This window comes from Streptomyces sp. BBFR2 (assembly GCF_044497305.1).
Lineage (GTDB): Bacteria > Actinomycetota > Actinomycetes > Streptomycetales > Streptomycetaceae > Streptomyces.
Map to the genome: position 1 here is coordinate 5,706,267 of NZ_CP172415.1, position 16,819 is coordinate 5,723,085.

General features: G+C 73.4%; 14 protein-coding genes. 7 read left to right on the forward strand and 7 right to left on the reverse strand.

Translation table 11 applies throughout. From position 1 onward, the window contains the following. Positions 1-113: 113 nt before the first annotated feature. Entirely contained in the window at positions 114-1,475 is a 1,362-nt protein-coding gene (locus ACGH2B_RS23290; RefSeq protein ID WP_399093211.1) for an MFS transporter, read from the forward strand. 18 nt (positions 1,476-1,493) lie between these two features. Here ACGH2B_RS23290 and ACGH2B_RS23295 read toward each other — a convergent pair whose 3' ends face one another. Together ACGH2B_RS23295 and hmgA are read right to left on the reverse strand one after the other, a co-directional pair. Next, positions 1,494-2,243 (reverse strand): GntR family transcriptional regulator, encoded by a 750-nt coding sequence (locus tag ACGH2B_RS23295; protein ID WP_399093214.1) that lies wholly within the window; start codon positions 2,241-2,243, stop codon positions 1,494-1,496. Positions 2,244-2,259: 16 nt separating this feature from the next. Next, positions 2,260-3,600, reverse strand: a complete 1,341-nt coding sequence (gene hmgA / locus ACGH2B_RS23300) for a homogentisate 1,2-dioxygenase (protein WP_399093217.1) — start codon at positions 3,598-3,600, stop codon at positions 2,260-2,262. Positions 3,601-3,881: 281 nt separating this feature from the next. Here hmgA and ACGH2B_RS23305 point away from each other — a divergent pair, with 281 nt between their 5' ends. The 3 genes from ACGH2B_RS23305 (at position 3,882) to ACGH2B_RS23315 (ending at position 7,526) form a co-directional block, all read left to right on the forward strand. After that, a complete protein-coding gene (locus ACGH2B_RS23305) occupies positions 3,882-4,493 on the forward strand; it encodes a TetR family transcriptional regulator (protein ID WP_399093220.1) in 612 nt (203 codons plus the stop codon). Between the two features lie 251 nt (positions 4,494-4,744). Continuing rightward, on the forward strand, positions 4,745-6,166 hold the full coding sequence (locus tag ACGH2B_RS23310) for a CitMHS family transporter (RefSeq protein ID WP_399093223.1): 1,422 nt from the start codon (positions 4,745-4,747) through the stop codon (positions 6,164-6,166). Between the two features lie 82 nt (positions 6,167-6,248). Further along, a complete protein-coding gene (locus tag ACGH2B_RS23315) occupies positions 6,249-7,526 on the forward strand; it encodes an MFS transporter (RefSeq protein ID WP_399093226.1) in 1,278 nt (425 codons plus the stop codon). Between the two features lie 19 nt (positions 7,527-7,545). Here the strand turns inward: ACGH2B_RS23315 and ACGH2B_RS23320 are convergent, their stop codons facing one another. Together ACGH2B_RS23320 and ACGH2B_RS23325 are read right to left on the reverse strand one after the other, a co-directional pair. After that, entirely contained in the window at positions 7,546-8,595 is a 1,050-nt protein-coding gene (locus ACGH2B_RS23320; RefSeq protein ID WP_399093229.1) for an urea transporter, read from the reverse strand. 100 nt (positions 8,596-8,695) lie between these two features. Next, complete coding sequence (locus tag ACGH2B_RS23325) at positions 8,696-9,337, reverse strand: TetR/AcrR family transcriptional regulator (RefSeq protein WP_399093232.1); 642 nt, start codon at positions 9,335-9,337, stop codon at positions 8,696-8,698. Positions 9,338-9,560: 223 nt separating this feature from the next. Between ACGH2B_RS23325 and ACGH2B_RS23330 the strand changes: the two genes are divergently transcribed. Continuing rightward, positions 9,561-10,190 carry a TetR/AcrR family transcriptional regulator gene (locus tag ACGH2B_RS23330; RefSeq protein WP_399093235.1) on the forward strand — a complete coding sequence of 210 codons (630 nt, stop codon included), beginning with the start codon at positions 9,561-9,563 and terminating at the stop codon, positions 10,188-10,190. Between the two features lie 45 nt (positions 10,191-10,235). Here the strand turns inward: ACGH2B_RS23330 and ACGH2B_RS23335 are convergent, their stop codons facing one another. Next, positions 10,236-10,697 (reverse strand): MaoC family dehydratase, encoded by a 462-nt coding sequence (locus tag ACGH2B_RS23335; RefSeq protein ID WP_399093238.1) that lies wholly within the window; start codon positions 10,695-10,697, stop codon positions 10,236-10,238. Between the two features lie 506 nt (positions 10,698-11,203). On the opposite strand from ACGH2B_RS23335, the gene soxR reads away from it, so the two are divergent. After that, complete coding sequence (soxR, locus tag ACGH2B_RS23340; RefSeq protein ID WP_399093241.1) at positions 11,204-11,746, forward strand: redox-sensitive transcriptional activator SoxR; 543 nt, start codon at positions 11,204-11,206, stop codon at positions 11,744-11,746. A gap of 428 nt (positions 11,747-12,174) precedes the next feature. Here soxR and ACGH2B_RS23345 read toward each other — a convergent pair whose 3' ends face one another. Further along, positions 12,175-12,987: a 3-keto-5-aminohexanoate cleavage protein gene (locus tag ACGH2B_RS23345; protein ID WP_399093244.1), complete on the reverse strand. Its 813-nt coding sequence runs from the start codon at positions 12,985-12,987 to the stop codon at positions 12,175-12,177. Between the two features lie 70 nt (positions 12,988-13,057). After that, entirely contained in the window at positions 13,058-13,744 is a 687-nt protein-coding gene (locus tag ACGH2B_RS23350) for a hypothetical protein (protein ID WP_399093247.1), read from the reverse strand. Positions 13,745-13,968: 224 nt separating this feature from the next. On the opposite strand from ACGH2B_RS23350, the gene ACGH2B_RS23355 reads away from it, so the two are divergent. After that, positions 13,969-16,785 carry a penicillin acylase family protein gene (locus ACGH2B_RS23355; RefSeq protein ID WP_399093250.1) on the forward strand — a complete coding sequence of 939 codons (2,817 nt, stop codon included), beginning with the start codon at positions 13,969-13,971 and terminating at the stop codon, positions 16,783-16,785. Positions 16,786-16,819 lie beyond the last annotated feature (34 nt).

The following is a 16,819-nucleotide window of genomic DNA, read 5'->3' on the forward strand; positions in this document are numbered from 1 at the left end:
GGGGTGAACACGGGGTTCCGCTCAGTGATCTTGGCGGGTACGGTCCTGGCCCGACGCCCCGGTGGCCGAGCGGGGAGCGCCGCGCCCGGCCGGGGCACGGAGGGAGAACGCCCATGACGGAGACCGCCGTCGCCGGTGCGCGGACCGCGGCCCGGCTCGACCGGCTGCCGCCGACGCGCCGCCACCGCAGGATGACGCTGATCGTCGGCGTCGGTGCCTTCTTCGACCTGTACGAGATCTTCCTCGGCGGGGTGCTCGCCGCCGTCCTCGCCGAGAAGTGGGGGCTGGGGCACACCGCGAAGTCCTGGGTGATCGCCGCCGGTTTCCTCGGGATGTTCGCCGGCGCCAATGTGCTGTCGGTCCTCGCCGACCGGCTCGGGCGGCGCCGGATGTTCCTCGTCAACCTCGGCGCCTACTCCCTCTTCTCACTGCTCTCCGCCTTCGCCCCGGACCTGGGCACCCTGCTCGCGCTGCGCTTCCTCGCCGGGCTCGGGCTCGGCGCCGAACTGGTCCTGGTCGACACCTACCTCGCGGAGTTCCTGCCCCGCGCGGTCCGCGGCCGTTATGTGGCGTACGCGTACACCGTCGGCTTCCTGGGCGTCCCGGTCGCGGCGCTGCTCGGCGCCCGGCTGGTCGCCGGGGAGCGGGTGCTGGGCATCGACGGCTGGCGCTGGCTGCTGATCGCGGGCGCGCTGGGCGCCGCCTTCATCCAGGTGATGCGGCGCGGGCTGCCCGAATCGCCGCGCTGGCTCGCCGTCCAGGGCCGCGAGGCGGAGGCGGAGGCGATCGTCCGGCAGTTGGAGGACGAGGCGGCGGCGGAGAGCGGCGGGACGCTGCCGTCGGTGCCGGAGACGGAGAGCGCGCCGGAGCGCCGGGTGCCGCTGGGGGAGCTGCTCCGCGGCGCCTACCGGCGGCGGACCGTCATGTGGTGGATCTTCCAGGTGCTCCAGACCGTCGGCTACTACGGTTTCGGTTCCCTGGCGCCGGTCGTGCTGACCGCCAAGGGCCACACCGTCACCGACTCCCTGCTCTACGCGGCGCTCAGCTACTGCGGCTATCCGCTGGGCTCCGCGCTCTCCGTCCCGCTGATCGACCGGATCGAACGCCGGACGCTGATCATCGCCGCCGCGCTCGGGATAGCCGCCTGCGGCCTCGCCTTCGGCTTCGCCGCCGCGCCCTGGGCGATCGTCACCTTCGGCTTCCTGCTGACGGTGTGCAGCAACGTCTTCTCCAACGCCTTCCACATCTACCAGACCGAGATCTTCCCGACCGGGGTGCGGGCCGGCGCCATCGGCATCGCGTACTCGCTCTCCCGTCTGACGTCGGTGGTGTTGCCGTTCGTCGCGCTGGGCGTCCTCACCGCGCTGGGCCCGGTGGGCGTCTTCACCGGCTCGGCGGCGCTGATGGTGCTGCTCTGCCTGGACGTGGCGCTGCTCGGGCCGCGGACCACCGGCCGCAGCCTGGAACGCATCTGACGGGGAGCGGCCCGCGGCTCAGTCGGCGTCCAGGGTGACGGTGAAGGAGAACCGGTCGCCGCGGTAGTGGATGTGCGTGACGTCGACCGCCCGGCCCGACTCGTCGTAGGTGACGCCGGTGTAGTGCAGGATCGGGCTGAGCAGCGGCACCCGCAGCAGCCGGGCGGTCGCCGGGTCGGCGAGCCGCGCCTCGACGGTGTCGGTGATCCGGCTGATCCGGACGCCGACGGTGTCCCGCAGCACCTTCGTCATCGGCCGGTGTTCCAGATCGGCCGGATCGATACGGGCGGCGACCTCGGGGTGGACGTAGTTGCGGGCGTGGTTGGTCGGCTCGCCGCTCGCCTCGTCGCTGCGCAGCCGGACGTACCCGGCGACCTCCCGCAGTCCGGGGAAGAACTCCGCGACGTCCGGAGGCACCGGCACCGGGCCGTGCTCCAGCAGCCGGGCGGTCATCCCGGACTGCTGGGCCACGATCGCGTCCACCGAACCGAGCAGCCGCACCGGGGCGCCGCGCCGGGCGTGCGGCTCGATGAACGTGCCGCGCCGCCGGTGCCGGCTGATCAGCCCCTCCGTCTCCAGCTCCTTGAGTGCCTGACGCATCGTCAGCACGCTGACGCCGTAGTGCGCGGCGAGGGCGTCCTCGGTCGGCAGCCGCAGCGGCGCGTCCGGGGAGCGGCCCAGTATGGAGGCGCGCAGCGACTGCGAAACCTGGTACCACAGGGGCAGTTTGCGGTTCAGCGCGAGCGAGTCGGGTGCGAAGGTCGTCACAGGGCGTCCCCCGGTGTCACGGGCGGAAATGGCGCTGGAGACCCTGCCACACGTCGTCGTAGCCGCGCTGCAGGTGGTCGGCCTCGGCGGCCTGATCGGTCAGCGTCAGCGGCCAGCGGGTCTCGAACATGAAGGCGAGGCCGTCGTCGATCTTCTGCGGCGCCAGCTCCGCGGCGCTCGCCCGCTCGAACGTCTCCCGGTCCGGGCCGTGCGCCGACATCATGTTGTGCAGCGAGCCGCCGCCGGGCACGAACCCGCCGCGCCCGCCGGTCTTGGCGTCGTACGCGCCCTCGATCAGGCCCATGTACTCCGTCATCACATTGCGGTGGAAGTACGGCGGCCGGAAGGTGTCCTCGCCGACCAGCCAGCGCGGCGCGAAGACCACGAAGTCCACCCCGGCCAGCCCCGGGGTGTCGGACGGCGAGGTGAGCACGGTGAAGATCGACGGGTCCGGGTGGTCGTAGCTGATCGACCCGATGACGTTGAAACGGCGCAGGTCGTAGACGTACGGGACGTGGTTGCCGTGCCAGGCGACGACATCGAGCGGGGAGTGGTCGTACGTCGCGCTCCAGAGGTTGCCGCAGAACTTGTTGAGCACCTCGACGGGCCGCTCGGTGTCCTCGTACGCGGCGACGGGGGCGCGGAAGTCCCGGGCGTTCGCGAGGCCGTTGGCGCCGATCGGGCCGAGGTCGGGGAGTTGGAAGGGGCGGCCGTAGTTCTCGCAGACGTAGCCGCGGGCGTGGTCGCCGGTGAGCACGGCGCGGAAGCGGACGCCGCGCGGGATCAGCGCGACCTCGCCCGGTGCGGCGCGCAGCACGCCGAACTCCGTGTGCAGCAGCAGCGCGCCGCTCTCCGGGACGATCAGCAGTTCGCCGTCGGCGTCGCCGAACACCCGGTCCGTCATGGAGGAGTTGGCGTGATAGAGGTGCACCGCCATACCGGTGCGCCGCGTCGCGTCGCCGTTGCCGCCGACCGTCCACAGGCCGTCGACGAAGTCGGTCGGCTCCTGCGGCGCGGGCAGCGGGTCCCAGCGCAGCCGGTTGGGGTCGGGCACGCAGTCCGTGAACGGCGCCGAGCGTACCCCGCGCCGCGCGACGCGGGTGTACGGCGGGTGGGCGGCCGACGGGCGGATGCGGTAGAGCCACGACCGGTGGTTGCGGTCGCGCGGCTCGGTGAACGCGGAGCCGCTGAGCTGCTCGGCGTAGAGGCCGAGGGGGGCGCGCTGGGGGGAGTTGCGGCCCTCGGGCAGTGCGCCGGGCACCGCCTCGGAGCTGTGTTCGTTGCCGAATCCGGTGAGGTACGTGAGGTCCGGCTCCCCGGCCGCCGCGTCCGTCCGCTCCGTGCCCGTACCCGTCATCGTGCGCTCCCGCCGATCGAGGAAACCTGGAATCCTATGGGAAACCCTAGGATTGGCGGGGAGGGGCGTCAACGGAGACTCCCGGACGCCCTGGCCGGATCTCGACGGCCCGCCGCTCCGGAGGGCCCCGGCGGCTCCGGAGGGCCCGGCCGCTCCGGAAGAACCGGCGCGGCTCCCGGCGGCTCCGTCGGGGCCCCGCCCGGCGGGCCCGGCCCGCCGCGCCGCGCTCCCCGTCCGGGTGACGTCCGGTCACCCCGCCGATCGCCGGGCAGGATGGAGGGGTGCAGCAGCCCACCCCGCTCCGCCGCGTCCCCGTCCAGCGCCGCAGCGCCCAGCGTCTGGCCCGCATCCTCGACGCCTGCTCCGTCGAACTCCAGGAGGGCGGCTACGAGAGTCTGAGCACCCGCGCCGTCGCCGAGCGCGCCGGGGTGCCGATCGGCTCCGTCTACCGCTTCTTCCCGCACAAGCGCGCCATGGCCGAGGCGCTCGCCGGGCGCAACCTCGACGCGTACGCCGACCGCATCACGGCCCGGCTGACCGCCCCGGACGCACCGGACGGCTGGCGCGGCGCGATGGACGTGGTCGTCGACGAGTACCTCGCCATGAAGCGGACGGTGCCGGGCTTCGCGCTCGTGGAGTTCACCGTTCCGGCGCCGCGCGACGCCCGCGGGGCCAACCACGCGGTCGCCGACCGCCTCCTCGGGCTGCTCGCCGCCCCCCTCGCGCTGGACGCCTCCGGCGAAGGGCTGCGCACCGCCTTCCTGGTCGGCGTCGAGGCGGCCGACTCCCTCCTCCAGCTCGCCTTCCGGGTGGCCCCGGAGGGCGACCCCGGCATCGTCACCGAGACGAAGCGGCTGCTGCGCGGCTATCTGGCCCGCTACCTCGACGCGTGAGCCGGGGCGGCGCACGGCCGTGACGGGGCCGGACGCGCCGCCGCGGGAGGGCCCGGCCCGGCGCCCGCGGCGGACGGCTCACGGGGCCGCCGGTGACGCCCGCCCGGCCCATATATCCGTTTCACCTCGGTGACCTGGTGTTTTGCTCGTATTGCTCGCACGTCAAGACCTTGTTAACGCGAGTTTCGGCCACCTAACGTCACCTCGACCGCCATCCCGGCGGGTGTTCAAGGGCGAACGTGAGGTTTCCCGTGCTGACAATCCTCGGATTTGTCATGATCGCCACCTTCCTGGTGCTGATCATGATGAAGAAGATGTCGCCGATGGCGGCGCTCGTACTCATCCCCGCGCTCTTCTGCGTACTCGTCGGAAAGGGCGCGCACCTGGGCGATTACGTGGTCAAGGGGATCGGCGACCTGGCGCCGACGGCCGCGATGCTGATGTTCGCCATCGTCTTCTTCGGCGTGATGATCGACGTCGGGCTCTTCGATCCGATCGTCCGGGGCATCCTGCGGTTCTGCAAGGCCGATCCGCTGCGCATCGTCGTCGGTACGGCGGTGCTCGCCGCGATCGTCTCGCTGGACGGCGACGGCTCCACCACGTTCATGATCACGGTCTCCGCGATGTACCCGCTCTACCGGCGCCTGAAGATGAGCATGGTCGTCCTGACCGGCGTCGCCGCCACCGCCAACGGCGTGATGAACACCCTGCCCTGGGGCGGCCCGACGGCCCGCGCCGCCACCGCGCTGAAGCTGGACGCCGGCGACGTCTTCGTCCCCATGATCCCCGCCCTCGCCTGCGGCCTCGCCGCCGTCCTCGTCCTGGCGTACGTCCTCGGGCGCCGCGAGCGCAAGCGGCTGGGCACGGTCACCTTCGACGGCGCGCACGCGGTGGCCGAGGCGGCGGAGAGCGAGCAGGTCCTGGCCGGTGCGGGCACCGCGACCGGCGGCGGCGCGGCGGCCCGTACGGCACCGGTCTCCGGCGGTACGGACGCCGACGGCACCACCGACGACGGCACCACGGACGACGGTTTCCAGGGCCTGGACCCGCACCGCGCCACCCTCCGCCCCAAGCTCTACTGGTTCAACGCCGCGCTCACCGTCGCGCTGCTGACCCTGCTGATCCTCCAGACCCTGCCGATCCCGGTGCTCTTCCTGCTCGGCGCGGCCCTCGCCCTCACCGTCAACTTCCCGCGGATGAACCTCCAGCGGGAGCGCATCGCGGCGCACGCCGAGAACGTCCTGAACGTCTCCGGCATGGTCTTCGCCGCCGCCGTCTTCACCGGCGTCCTCACCGGCACCGGCATGGTCGAGCACATGGCCCGCTGGCTGGTCGGCAACATCCCGGACGCGATGGGCCCGCACATGGGCCTGGTCACCGGTGTGCTGAGCATCCCGCTGACCTACCTGATGTCCAACGACGGTTTCTACTTCGGCATCGTCCCGATCCTCGCCGAGGCCGGGGCCGCCCACGGCGTCGACCCCGTCGAGATCGCCCGCGCCTCCCTCGTCGGCCAGCCGCTGCACATGTCCAGCCCGCTGGTCCCCGCGGTCTTCGTCCTCATCGGCATGGCCCGCGTCGAATTCGGCGACCACACCCGCTTCACCATGAAGTGGGCCGCCCTCACCTCGCTCGTGGTGCTGTGCGCGGGCCTGCTGATCGGCATCATCTAGCCGGTACCCGTAAGCCCGCGCGGGCGGGTCCGCGTCCCGGACCCGCCCGCGCCCCCACCACGCAGAACGGAGACGGCGTCCCGTGACGGAACCCGCGAGGCCCGGCCGGGGCTGGCTGCTGCGGCTGGTCCTCACCTTCTCCTGCGCCCAGGGAGCGGTGAGCATGGCCCGGCCGGCCGTCTCCTACCGGGCCCTCGCGCTCGGCGCCGACGAACGCGCCATCGGCGTCATCACCGCCGTCTACGCCCTGCTGCCGCTGCTCGTCGCCGTACCGCTGGGGCGCCGCACCGACCACGGGCGGTGTGTGCCGCTGCTGGTCACCGGCGTCGCGCTGATCACCGGCGGCTGCGCGCTCAGCGGTCTGGCCGCATCGCTGCCGGTGATGGCCGCCTGGAGCGGGGTGATGGGTCTGGGCCACCTCTGCTTCGTCATCGGCGCGCAGTCGATCGTCGCCCGGCGCAGCGCCCCCGAGGACCGCGACCGCAACTTCGGCCACTTCACCATCGGTGCCTCCCTCGGTCAGCTCGTCGGGCCGGTCGCCGCCGGGCTGCTCATCTCCGGGCACTCCGGCGCGATGGCCGCGACCAGCGCCCGGGCCCTGCTGATCTCCGCCGCCGTCGCCGCCGTCTCCTACGGGGCGCTGTGGCGGCTGGAGCACCGCCCCGCGCCCGGCGGCGCGCCCGCGACGGCGGACCGGCCGGCGCCCGTCCCGGTCCTCGGCATCCTGCGCACCCGGGGCGTCGCGGCGGGCATCTTCATGAGCCTCGCGGTCCTGTCGGCCACCGACATCCTCACCGCCTACCTCCCGGTGATCGGCGAGGACCGGTCCATCGCCCCGACCACCATCGGCCTGCTGCTGAGCCTGCGGGCCGCCGCGACCATCGCCTGCCGCCTGGTGATGACCCCGATGATCCGCCTGCTGGGCCGGACCACGCTGATGGCCGGGAGCTGCGCGCTCGCCGGACTGCTCTGCGGCGGTCTGGTGCTGCCGGTGCCGGTGGCGGCGCTGGGCGTGATGCTCACGCTGCTCGGCTTCTGCCTGGGCGTGGGGCAGCCGCTGTCGATGACCACCGTCGTCCAGGCCGCGCCGGACCGGGCCCGCTCCACCGCGCTGGCGCTGCGGCTGACCGGCAACCGTCTCGGCCAGGTCGCCGCGCCCGCCGCGGCCGGTCTGCTCGCCGGACTCGCCGGTACGGCCGCCCCGTTCGTCATGCTCGGCGCCCTGCTGCTGGCCTCCGCGGGCATCGCGGGCCGTCCGCCGAAGTCGGAGAAGACCGCCGGCGCGGGCACCGGCCCGTTCGCGCCGCCCGGTACGGACCGGCCCGCCGGCGCCCCGGCGCGGGAGGAGCACCGGGGCTGAGGGCGGGCGTCCGCCGGGCTCAGACCGCCACGGCGGTCTTCGCCCCGGCGCCGTCCACGGCATCGGCGGGCGCCGCCGCGCCCACCCGCCGCAACCGCGGGAAGGTCGGTGCGGCGACCAGGAAGACCAGCGAGACGAGGACGAACGGCCAGGTGAAGGTGTGGCCGCCGGACGGGGCGAAGAGCGCCGCCATCGCCGAGCTGAGGCCGGTCGCCGCGGCCGCCGCGGCCACCGCGTAGCCCAGGCTCCAGGCGTCGGCGACGAGGAACACCCCGCACAGCGCCATCGCCACCAGCACCGCGTTGTACCCCATGGTGCCCTCGGCGACGTCGACGGCGGGTGCGCCCATCGCCCAGGCGGTGAAGATGCCCACCGCGCTGCCGACGCAGGCCATCACCCCGGCCCGGCGGCTGGCCACGAAGATGCCGACGAGGAAGATCAGGCCGACGTACCACTGCGGCATGAAGAAGATCTGCGCGAAGTCGGCGAAGAAGGCGTGCCACAGATCGGTCCAGTTGAGCGTGGTGGGGCCGCCCGCCGGGTGGGTCAGCGCGGCGAGCCCCTCACCGTTGTGCCAGATGTGCTCGAAGCCGGGCGCCGCGATCGTCATGGAACTGGCCATCAGGCAGTACGGCAGCGTGAACGTCGGCAGGTCCCAGGTGGCCAGGACGCGGGCGGCGGCGCCGGTGACGACGGTGACCACCGCGCTCCCGGCGAGCGCGAGCAGCATGGTGGAGAGGTGGTCGGCGCCGAGGAAGACGGCGAAGCCGACCGCGACCAGACAGGCGTTGAAGCCTTCCAGACCGGCGGTGATCCGGTCCCGGTCGACGCCCAGCAGCCGCGCGGTCGCGGTGCCCACCGCCGTGCCGAGCAGCCCGTAGACGCCGTACCGCCAGCCGGAGGCGAACAGTGCGGCGGTGAAGAACGCACCGGTGAGGGCGCTGGGCAGGAAGTCGACCTGTGCCTGGCCGCGGAGCACCGCCAAGGCGAAGTTCCACAGCCGCTTGCCGGGGGCGGCCGTGTCCGGTTGCGGCGCGGTGCCCTCCCTCGTGCTCTGCTGGCCCACCATGCCTCCAGATGACCGGAATGCCCCTGCCGGTCAGAGGCGGGTGCACTCTACATCTAAAGGCTGTGCGGGACGGGTGCGGGTGCGCGGGTGAACCCGCCGGTCACGGACGGTGCGGAGCGGGTCGCCCATGGTGCAGCGCCAGCCCGTCGACCAGCGCCAGCAGTCCGGCCTCGAACGCGCCCTCGTCCACCCGCCGCTGGTGCTCCGCCAGCAGATGCGCCTGCCCGAGGTGCGGATAGGCGTCCGGGTCGTACGCGCCCGGATCGTCGACGAAGCCCCGGGCGAACGAGCCGAGCGCGGACCCGGCCACGAAGTAGCGGACCATCGCGCAGACCCGGGTCGCCTGCGCCGGGGGCCAGCCCGCGTCGACCAGCCCGCCGAACGCCGCGTCGGCCATCTTCAGGCCCGCCGGGCGGCGCCCCGGACCCTGCGCGAGGAACGGCACGATGTGCGGATGCGCGGCGAGCGCCGCGCGGTAGGAGCGGGCCCAGCCCAGCAGCCCGCCCCGCCAGTCGCCGTCCGCGAAGGCGGAGACGTCGACCTGCGCGATGACCGTGTCGGCGACCGCGTCGAGCAGTTCGTCCTTGGTCGCGAAGTGGTTGTAGAGGGACGGGCCGCTCACCCCCAGCTCGGCGGCGAGCCGGCGGGTGGACAGCGCCGCCAGCCCCTCCGCGTCGATGAGCGCCAGCGCCGCACCGACGATCCGGTCGCGGCTCAGCAGGGGCTTGCGGGGACGGGCCATGCCCACATCGTAGAGGCCGCCCCACCGCTGATCAGCGGCGCGGACGGCGGTACGGACGGCGGTACGGACGGAGGAGCGGGCCGGGGCGCGGCCCGACCGATGGCGTCCGTCCGGGCGGTCCCGCGAGGCCCCGCGGATATGTGCTAAGCGTCCGCTCACCCGCGCGGTAAGGTGTGCGGTCCGTCCGTGGAGGGTCCGTGGCGGAGGAAGAACGGGGTGTGCGATGGGCACCGAGGCACGGGAGGCGGCGGGCACCGGCGACGAGTGGGCCGATGTGGTCCCGGACGCCGCACGGCGCCTGGTCCGCGCCGCCGTGGAGGCGTTCGCCGAACGCGGCTACCACGCGACCACCACCCGCGACATCGCGGGCCGCGCCGGAATGAGCCCCGCCGCGCTCTACATCCACTACCGCACGAAGGAAGAACTCCTCTACCGCATCAGCGGCATCGGTCACGAGAAGGCCCTCGCCATCATGGCCGAGGCCGCCGCCGCGGACGGCAGCGCCGCCGAACGGCTCGCCGGTGCCGTCCGCACCTTCGTCCGCTGGCACGCCGAGCACCACACCACCGCCCGGGTCATCCAGTACGAACTCCAGGCGCTCGGCCCCGAGCACTACGCCGAGATCACCGCGCTGCGCCGCCGCACCGACCGGCTGCTGCGCCAGATCATCCAGGACGGCGCGGACTCCGGTGAGTTCCGCGCCGAGGACGTGCCCGGCACCACCCTCGCCGTCCTCTCCCTCTGCGTCGACGTCGCCCGCTGGTTCACCGCCGACGGCCGCCGCACCCCCGACGAGGTCGGTGTCCTCTACGCCGGGCTGGTCCTGCGGATGGTGGGCGCGGGGGAGAGCTGACGGAAGGCGGGCACGGCACGCGCGCCCGCCTTCCGTACGCCGTGGTCAGAAGGTGAACCGGCTCACCGACTCCGCCACGCACACCGGCTTGCCGCCGCCCTCACGCTCGATCGTCACCGCCGTCGTCAGTTGCACCCCGCCGGGCACCTCTGTGACCTCCGCGATCCGCGCGGTGGCCCGCACCCGGGACCCGACCGGTACGGGTGCGGGGAAGCGGACCTTGTTGGTGCCGTAGTTGATGCCCATCGCCACGTTGTCGACGCGCATGAGCTGCGGGACGAGGGCGGGCAGCAGCGACAGCGTCAGATAACCGTGCGCGATGGTGGTCCCGAACGGACCGGCCGCCGCCTTCTCCGCGTCCACATGGATCCACTGGTGATCACCGGTGGCCTCGGCGAATTGATCGATCCGCCGCTGATCGATCTCCAGCCAGTCGCTGGGACCCAGCTCCTCGCCGACCGCGGCCCGCAGCTCGTCGAGCGATCCGAACACCCGGGGCTCAGCCATCCCGTCCGCCTCCTGATTTTTCCCGCGCCGCCCGGTCACGCCCTCCCGGACGCCCGTCGCCGCTGACCGTGTACTGGTTGCTCCCTGCGCTAAGCGCTTGCTCAGCATGCGGAGTGGCGATGCCGCTGTCAACGGAGTGGGGCCGGGGCCGGCGGTGGGGCGCGATGGGTTGCGGCGGGTTGGGGGCCCGGTCTGGCGGGTGGTCCGGGCTTGGGGGCGGTCCGGGCTCGGGGGGCGGTCCGGCCTGGCGGATGGTTCGGGCTTGGGGTGGCCCGGTCTGCGGGTGGTCCGGGCTCGAGGGTGGTCCGGCCCTGCGGATGGTTCGGGCCTGAGGTGGCCCGGCCTGCGGGTGGTCCGGCCCTGCGGATGGTTCGGGTCGGCGTACGGCCTGCCCTGGTGGGCGTGGCGGGTGAACCGGGCTGGTGGGCGGCCCGGGCCCCGGGGTGGCCCGGTCGGTGGACGGCCCGGCGGTCGGTGGGCCGGGGGCCGGGTCCTAGGGTGGGCCCGTGCCTCAGCTTCCCTTCAAGGTCCACGAACTCACCGTCGGCCAGCTCTCCGCGCGCAGCGGCGCCGCCGTCTCCGCGCTGCACTTCTACGAGACCAAGGGCCTGATCAGCAGCACCCGCACGGCCGGGAACCAGCGCCGCTACACCCGCGACACCCTGCGCCGCGTCGCCTTCGTACGTGCCGCGCAGCGGGTCGGCATCCCCCTCGCGGTGATCCGCGACGCCCTCGCCGAACTCCCCGACGGCCGCACCCCCACCCGCGACGACTGGGCCCGCCTCTCCGAAGCCTGGCGCGCCGAACTCGACGAACGCATCGGCCAACTCCTCGACCTGCGCGACCACCTGACCGACTGCATCGGTTGCGGCTGCCTCTCCCTGGAACGCTGCGCCCTCTCCAACCCGTACGACAACCTCGGCCAACAAGGCCCGGGCGCCCAGCGCTTGCGGGTGGACCGGGGAAGGGCCGAGCCGGCGGATGCGGCGGACGACTGCGCGAAGGGGGGCCCGGGACCGTGCGAGCCGGGGGCGGGGGAGGAGCGGTGAGGTGGCTCCCGGAGGCGGTGCGCTGAGCCCCGGCGTCCTCGTGGAGTGAAGGAAACCTCTGATCCGATAGGCAGGACCGCTGGTCAGAGAGGGTGCGCCCCGTGTGTGCGGGGGTGGTCCCGGTGCCGTCGGGGTCAGAGGCTCGGACGCGGAGTGCGCCCCGTGTGTGCGGGGGTGGTCCGACGAACGACGCCGTGTCCGTGTGGTACGACGCGTGCGCCCCGTGTGTGCGGGGGTGGTCCCCTCTCCGCCTTCCGCAACACACCCGCCGACGGGTGCGCCCCGCGTATGCGGGGATGGCCCGGGTGCTCAGAGTGTGAGCACCCCCGGTGGTGAGTGCGCTCCGCTCCGCGGAGGTGGCCCCAACCAGGGCTTCGGCCCGGTGGTTGTCGACTGGTGCGCCCTGCGTGTGCAGGGGCCTCGCCCCCTTACTGCTGAAGGCTCCGGTATTCCCCGCCACCGGATATGGACTCCCGCGCGTCCGCCGAGGCACCCCCGGCTCCCCGGGCCGCCCCCGGCGGAACCCCTCCCGCCCCCAACTCCAGCGCGGCCGCGACGAGTTCGGCGTTGTCCCGTGCCGGGGTCCCGTCCGGCAGCAGCAAGGTGTCCTCGATGCCGATGCGGGTGGCCAGGCCCAGACGGAGGGCGAGGCGCAGCACCGGCCAGGTGCCGCCCTCCTCGCCGTGGAGGAGTACCGGGCGGCCGTGGCGGGCGGTGCCGAGTGCGGCCAGCAGGCGCCGGGCCGTGGCCGGGGCCGTCGTCGCGTCGGTGTCGGTGACCTCGGCCAGCACCCGCAGCACCCGGGGGCGCAGCGGTGAGCGGGCGAAGCGGGCGGCGCCGGTGGTGCCGGACCATATCCCGGCCTCCACCGCCACGCCCCGGGCGAGCAGGGCGGCGGCCACCTGCTCGGCGCCGGGCTCGTGCCAGTTGACCGAGGCGTGGTCGGGCAGCAGCTCCCAGGAGCGTATCCGCGCCACCCGCCGCGCCGGGTCGGGCTCGGCCCACGCGCCCGTCGTCACCCCGACCGGGACGGACACCGCCGCGCGCAGCGCCTCCAGGACGGGGGCGACCACCCGGGGCGAGAGGGAGTCCCGCCCGCAGGGGGTCTTGGGGTGGACGTGGACGGAGGTGGCCCCGGCCGCGACCGCCTGCCGCGCGGCCTCGGCCAGCGCGGTCGGCGACAGCGGCACCGCGGCCGAATCCGCCGCGGTGCGGGCTCCGTTGAGAGCGACCTGAGTCATGCCCCGATGCTGGCACAGGGGTCTGACAACGCCGCCGCGAGGGACGGAGCCCGTACGTGCGGACAGCCGTTCAGGCGGCTATCGAGGCCCCGAAGCGCACCCCGGGCCCGGCCACCGCACCGGCCGCCGTCCCCGTACCGGCGCCCGTACCGGTGGCGCCGGCCGCGCCGGACGTGCCGCGCCGGGCCGCCGCCAGGGTCTCGCGGGTCAGCAGGGCGGCGGGGGTGATCACGCCGCAGTCCGCGCAGACCGGGCCGGCGGCGCGGCGGTCGGGGTCGGCGAGCGGGTGGAAGCGGGTGGAGCCGCACACCGGGCAGTCGTGCCGGGGGCGTCCGGACTCCATCGCCGCGATGACGGTGCGCAGTACCGCCGCGAGGGGGGCCGCCGGGTGGCGGTGCGGCGCCGCGCACGGCACGATCTCGCAGCCGCCCCAGGTGCGCCGGTGCCAGGCGTCGAGCGCGCCGGGCTGCCGGATGCCGTCCCGCTTCTCCCGGCGGCGCCGCGTGGTGCACTCCGCCTCGTACGCGAGCCACAGGGCGCGCGCCTCCTCCAGTTCGGCGAGGGCGGCCAGCAGGCGTGCCGGGTCGGGGTCGCGGTCCTGCGGGGCGATACCGGCCCGGGTGCACAGGTGGTGCCAGGTCGCGCGGTGCCCGTAAGGGGCGAAGCGCTCCAGGCATTTGCGCAGGGCGGTGCGGCGCCGTGTGGTGAGGAGCCGCGGATCGCGGACCTGCGTCGCGAAAGCTCTGAAACCGGCCATATTCATCCCACCTCCGTGGGGAGGACCCGACTGGACACGGAAGGGACGCGGCGGAAGGCCGCCCGGATCCATCGAATTTCCTTGCGGATGCCGGGTGCGGGGGCAAAAAGGGCAGGGGTTGTCCGGTGACCCGCGAGGGATACGAAAAGGTGACTGTTGTTCATCTTCCCGGGAGGAGGTAACCGGCGGTAACGTCCGGCCCACCCGCCTCCCGAGGAGCAGGAATGCGACGACGTACCGGAAGGCTCAGGACCGCCGCCGCGGCAGCCCTGTTGGCCTTGGGTGCCACGCTCTTGGCACCGCCCCCCACCGCCATCGCGGCCGACGGCCCCGATGACTCCGACTACTGCCAGGGTCAGTGCGCCGACATCCTGCCGCCGGGCGCGACGGGCAACGCGACCCTCGCCGAGATCCTGGCGAGCAAGGTCTTCGGCACCCACCCCGCGCACTCCGACGACCAACTCGCCCCGTACGGCGCCCTGGCGAGCGGCTACCCGTCGCTCACCGACGACACCCTGACCGACTTCTTCAACGACGCCTCCTTCGGCGTTCCCGAGGGCCAGGTCGCCAAGGTCACCGCACCGCGCGACGACGTCACCATCACCCGGGACAAGAAGACCGGCACCCCGCACATCAAGGGCACCACCCGCTACGGCACCGAGTTCGGCGCCGGGTACGCGGCGGGCCAGGACCGCCTCTGGCTGATGGACCTCTTCCGCCACATCGGGCGCGGTGAGCTGACCTCCTTCGCCGGCGGCGCCCTCGCCAACCAGGGCCTGGAGCAGGAGTTCTGGCCGCAGGCGCCGTACACCGAGGCCGATCTCCAGGCGCAGGTCGAGCGGATCCGGGACACCAACGGCGCCCGCGGCAAGCAGGCGATGGCCGACGCCCAGGCGTACGTCGACGGCATCAACGCCTACCGCGAGCAGTCGAAGAAGGGCCGCTACTTCCCCGGTGAGTACGTGCTGACCGGGCATGTCGACGCGGTCACCAACGCCGGGGAGATCCAGCCCTTCAAGCTCACCGACCTGATAGCTCTCGCGTCCGTCGTCGGCGGTCTCTTCGGCAACGGCGGTGGCGGCGAGGTCCCGTCCGCCCTCGCGCTGCTGTCCGCGCAGCAGAAGTACGGCGTCGAGAAGGGCACCGCGCTCTGGGAGTCCTTCCGCGAGCGCAACGACCCCGAGGCCACCAAGACCCTCCACGACGGCCAGAGCTTCCCGTACGCGGTCAAGCCCGCCAAGGCCGAGGGCGTGGCGCTGCCCGACCGCGGTTCGGTCACCCCCGAGCAACTGGTGTACGACCGCACCGGCGCGGCGGGCGACAAGAAGCCCGCCCGGGAGCCGGTCCAGGCACCCGCCAAGTACCGGAAGCTGGAAGGGCTGTTCAAGGACGGTGTGCTGCCCAAGGGGAGCTTCGACGTGACCCAGCACCGGGGCATGTCCAACGCCCTGCTGGTCTCCGGCAAGCGCACCGCCAGTGGCCATCCCGTCGCCGTCTTCGGCCCGCAGACCGGCTACTTCGCCCCGCAACTGCTGATGCTCCAGGAGATCCAGGGGCCGGGCATCAGCGCCCGCGGCGCCTCGTTCGCCGGCGTCGGCATGTACGTCCAACTGGGCCGCGGCCAGGACTACGCCTGGAGCGCCACCTCCGCCGGCCAGGACATCACCGACACCTACGCCGTCGACCTGTGCAACACCGACGGCTCCCCGGCCACCAAGGACTCGGTCGCCTACCGCTACCACGGCACCTGCGTGCCGATGGAGAAGCTGGAGCGCACCAACTCCTGGAAGCCGACCATCGCCGACCCGACGGCCGCCGGCTCGTACCGGATGCAGGTCTTCCGCACCAAGTACGGCACCGTCACCCACCGCGCCACCATCGGCGGCAAGCCCGTCGCCTACACGGCGCTGCGCTCCACCTACCGCCACGAGGCCGACTCCATCATCGGCTTCCAGATGCTCAACGACCCCTCGTACGTACGCGACGCGGCGACGTTCCAGCAGGCCGCGCAGCACATCGGCTACGCCTTCAACTGGTTCTACGCCGACTCCCGCGACATCGCGTACTACAACAGCGGCCTCAACCCCGTCCGCAATCCGAGGACCGACCCGGCGCTGCCGATCAAGGCGGCACCGGAGTACGAGTGGCGCGGCTACCGGCCGGAGAACAATCTCACCGACTACACGCCGCCCGCCGAGCATCCGCAGTCGGTCAACCAGGACTACTACGTCTCCTGGAACAACAAGCAGGCCGCCGACTACGACTCGGCGGGCTTCGGCAACGGCCCGGTGCACCGCGCCGACCTCCTCGACGACCGGGTCGCGGCCCTCACCGCCGAGGGCGGCGTCACCCGCGCCGCGCTGACCCGGGCGATGTCCGAGGCGGCCGTCACCGATCTGCGCGGTGAGGACGTACTGCCGGAGCTGCTGCGGGTGCTGCAGAGCGCGCCGGTCACCGATCCGCAGCTGAAGAAGGCGGTGCAGCGGCTCGATTCGTGGCGCCGGGACGGCTCCCAGCGCCGGGAGACCGCCGCCGGATCACACACCTACACCCACCCCGACGCGGTCCGGCTCATGGACGCCTGGTGGCCGCTGCTGGTCGAGGGGGCCTTCGCCCCGGAGCTGGGCGGCGATCTCTACAAGGCGCTGCGCGCCAATCTCGCCGTCGACGAGTCGCCGTCGGCGGGCCACGGCCCGACCGGTGCGCACGCCGGATCGGCCTTTCAGTACGGCTGGTGGAGCTATGTCGACAAGGACCTGCGCTCGGTCCTCGGTGAGAAGGTGCGGGCGCCGCTGGCCCGCCCGTTCTGCGGCAAGGGCGACCTCTCCGCCTGCCGGGACACCCTCCTCGACACCCTGCGCGAGGCGGCCGGGAGGACCGCCGAGCAGGTCTACCCGGGCGACGACACCTGCAAGGCCGGCGACCAGTGGTGCTCCGACGCGATCATCCACCGCGCCGTCGGCGGCCTGACCCACACCGCGATCAGTTGGCAGAACCGCCCCACCTACCAGCAGGTGGTGGAGTTCCCCGCACACCGCTGACCGGCGGACGCACGAAGCACACGAGCCGGTCCGG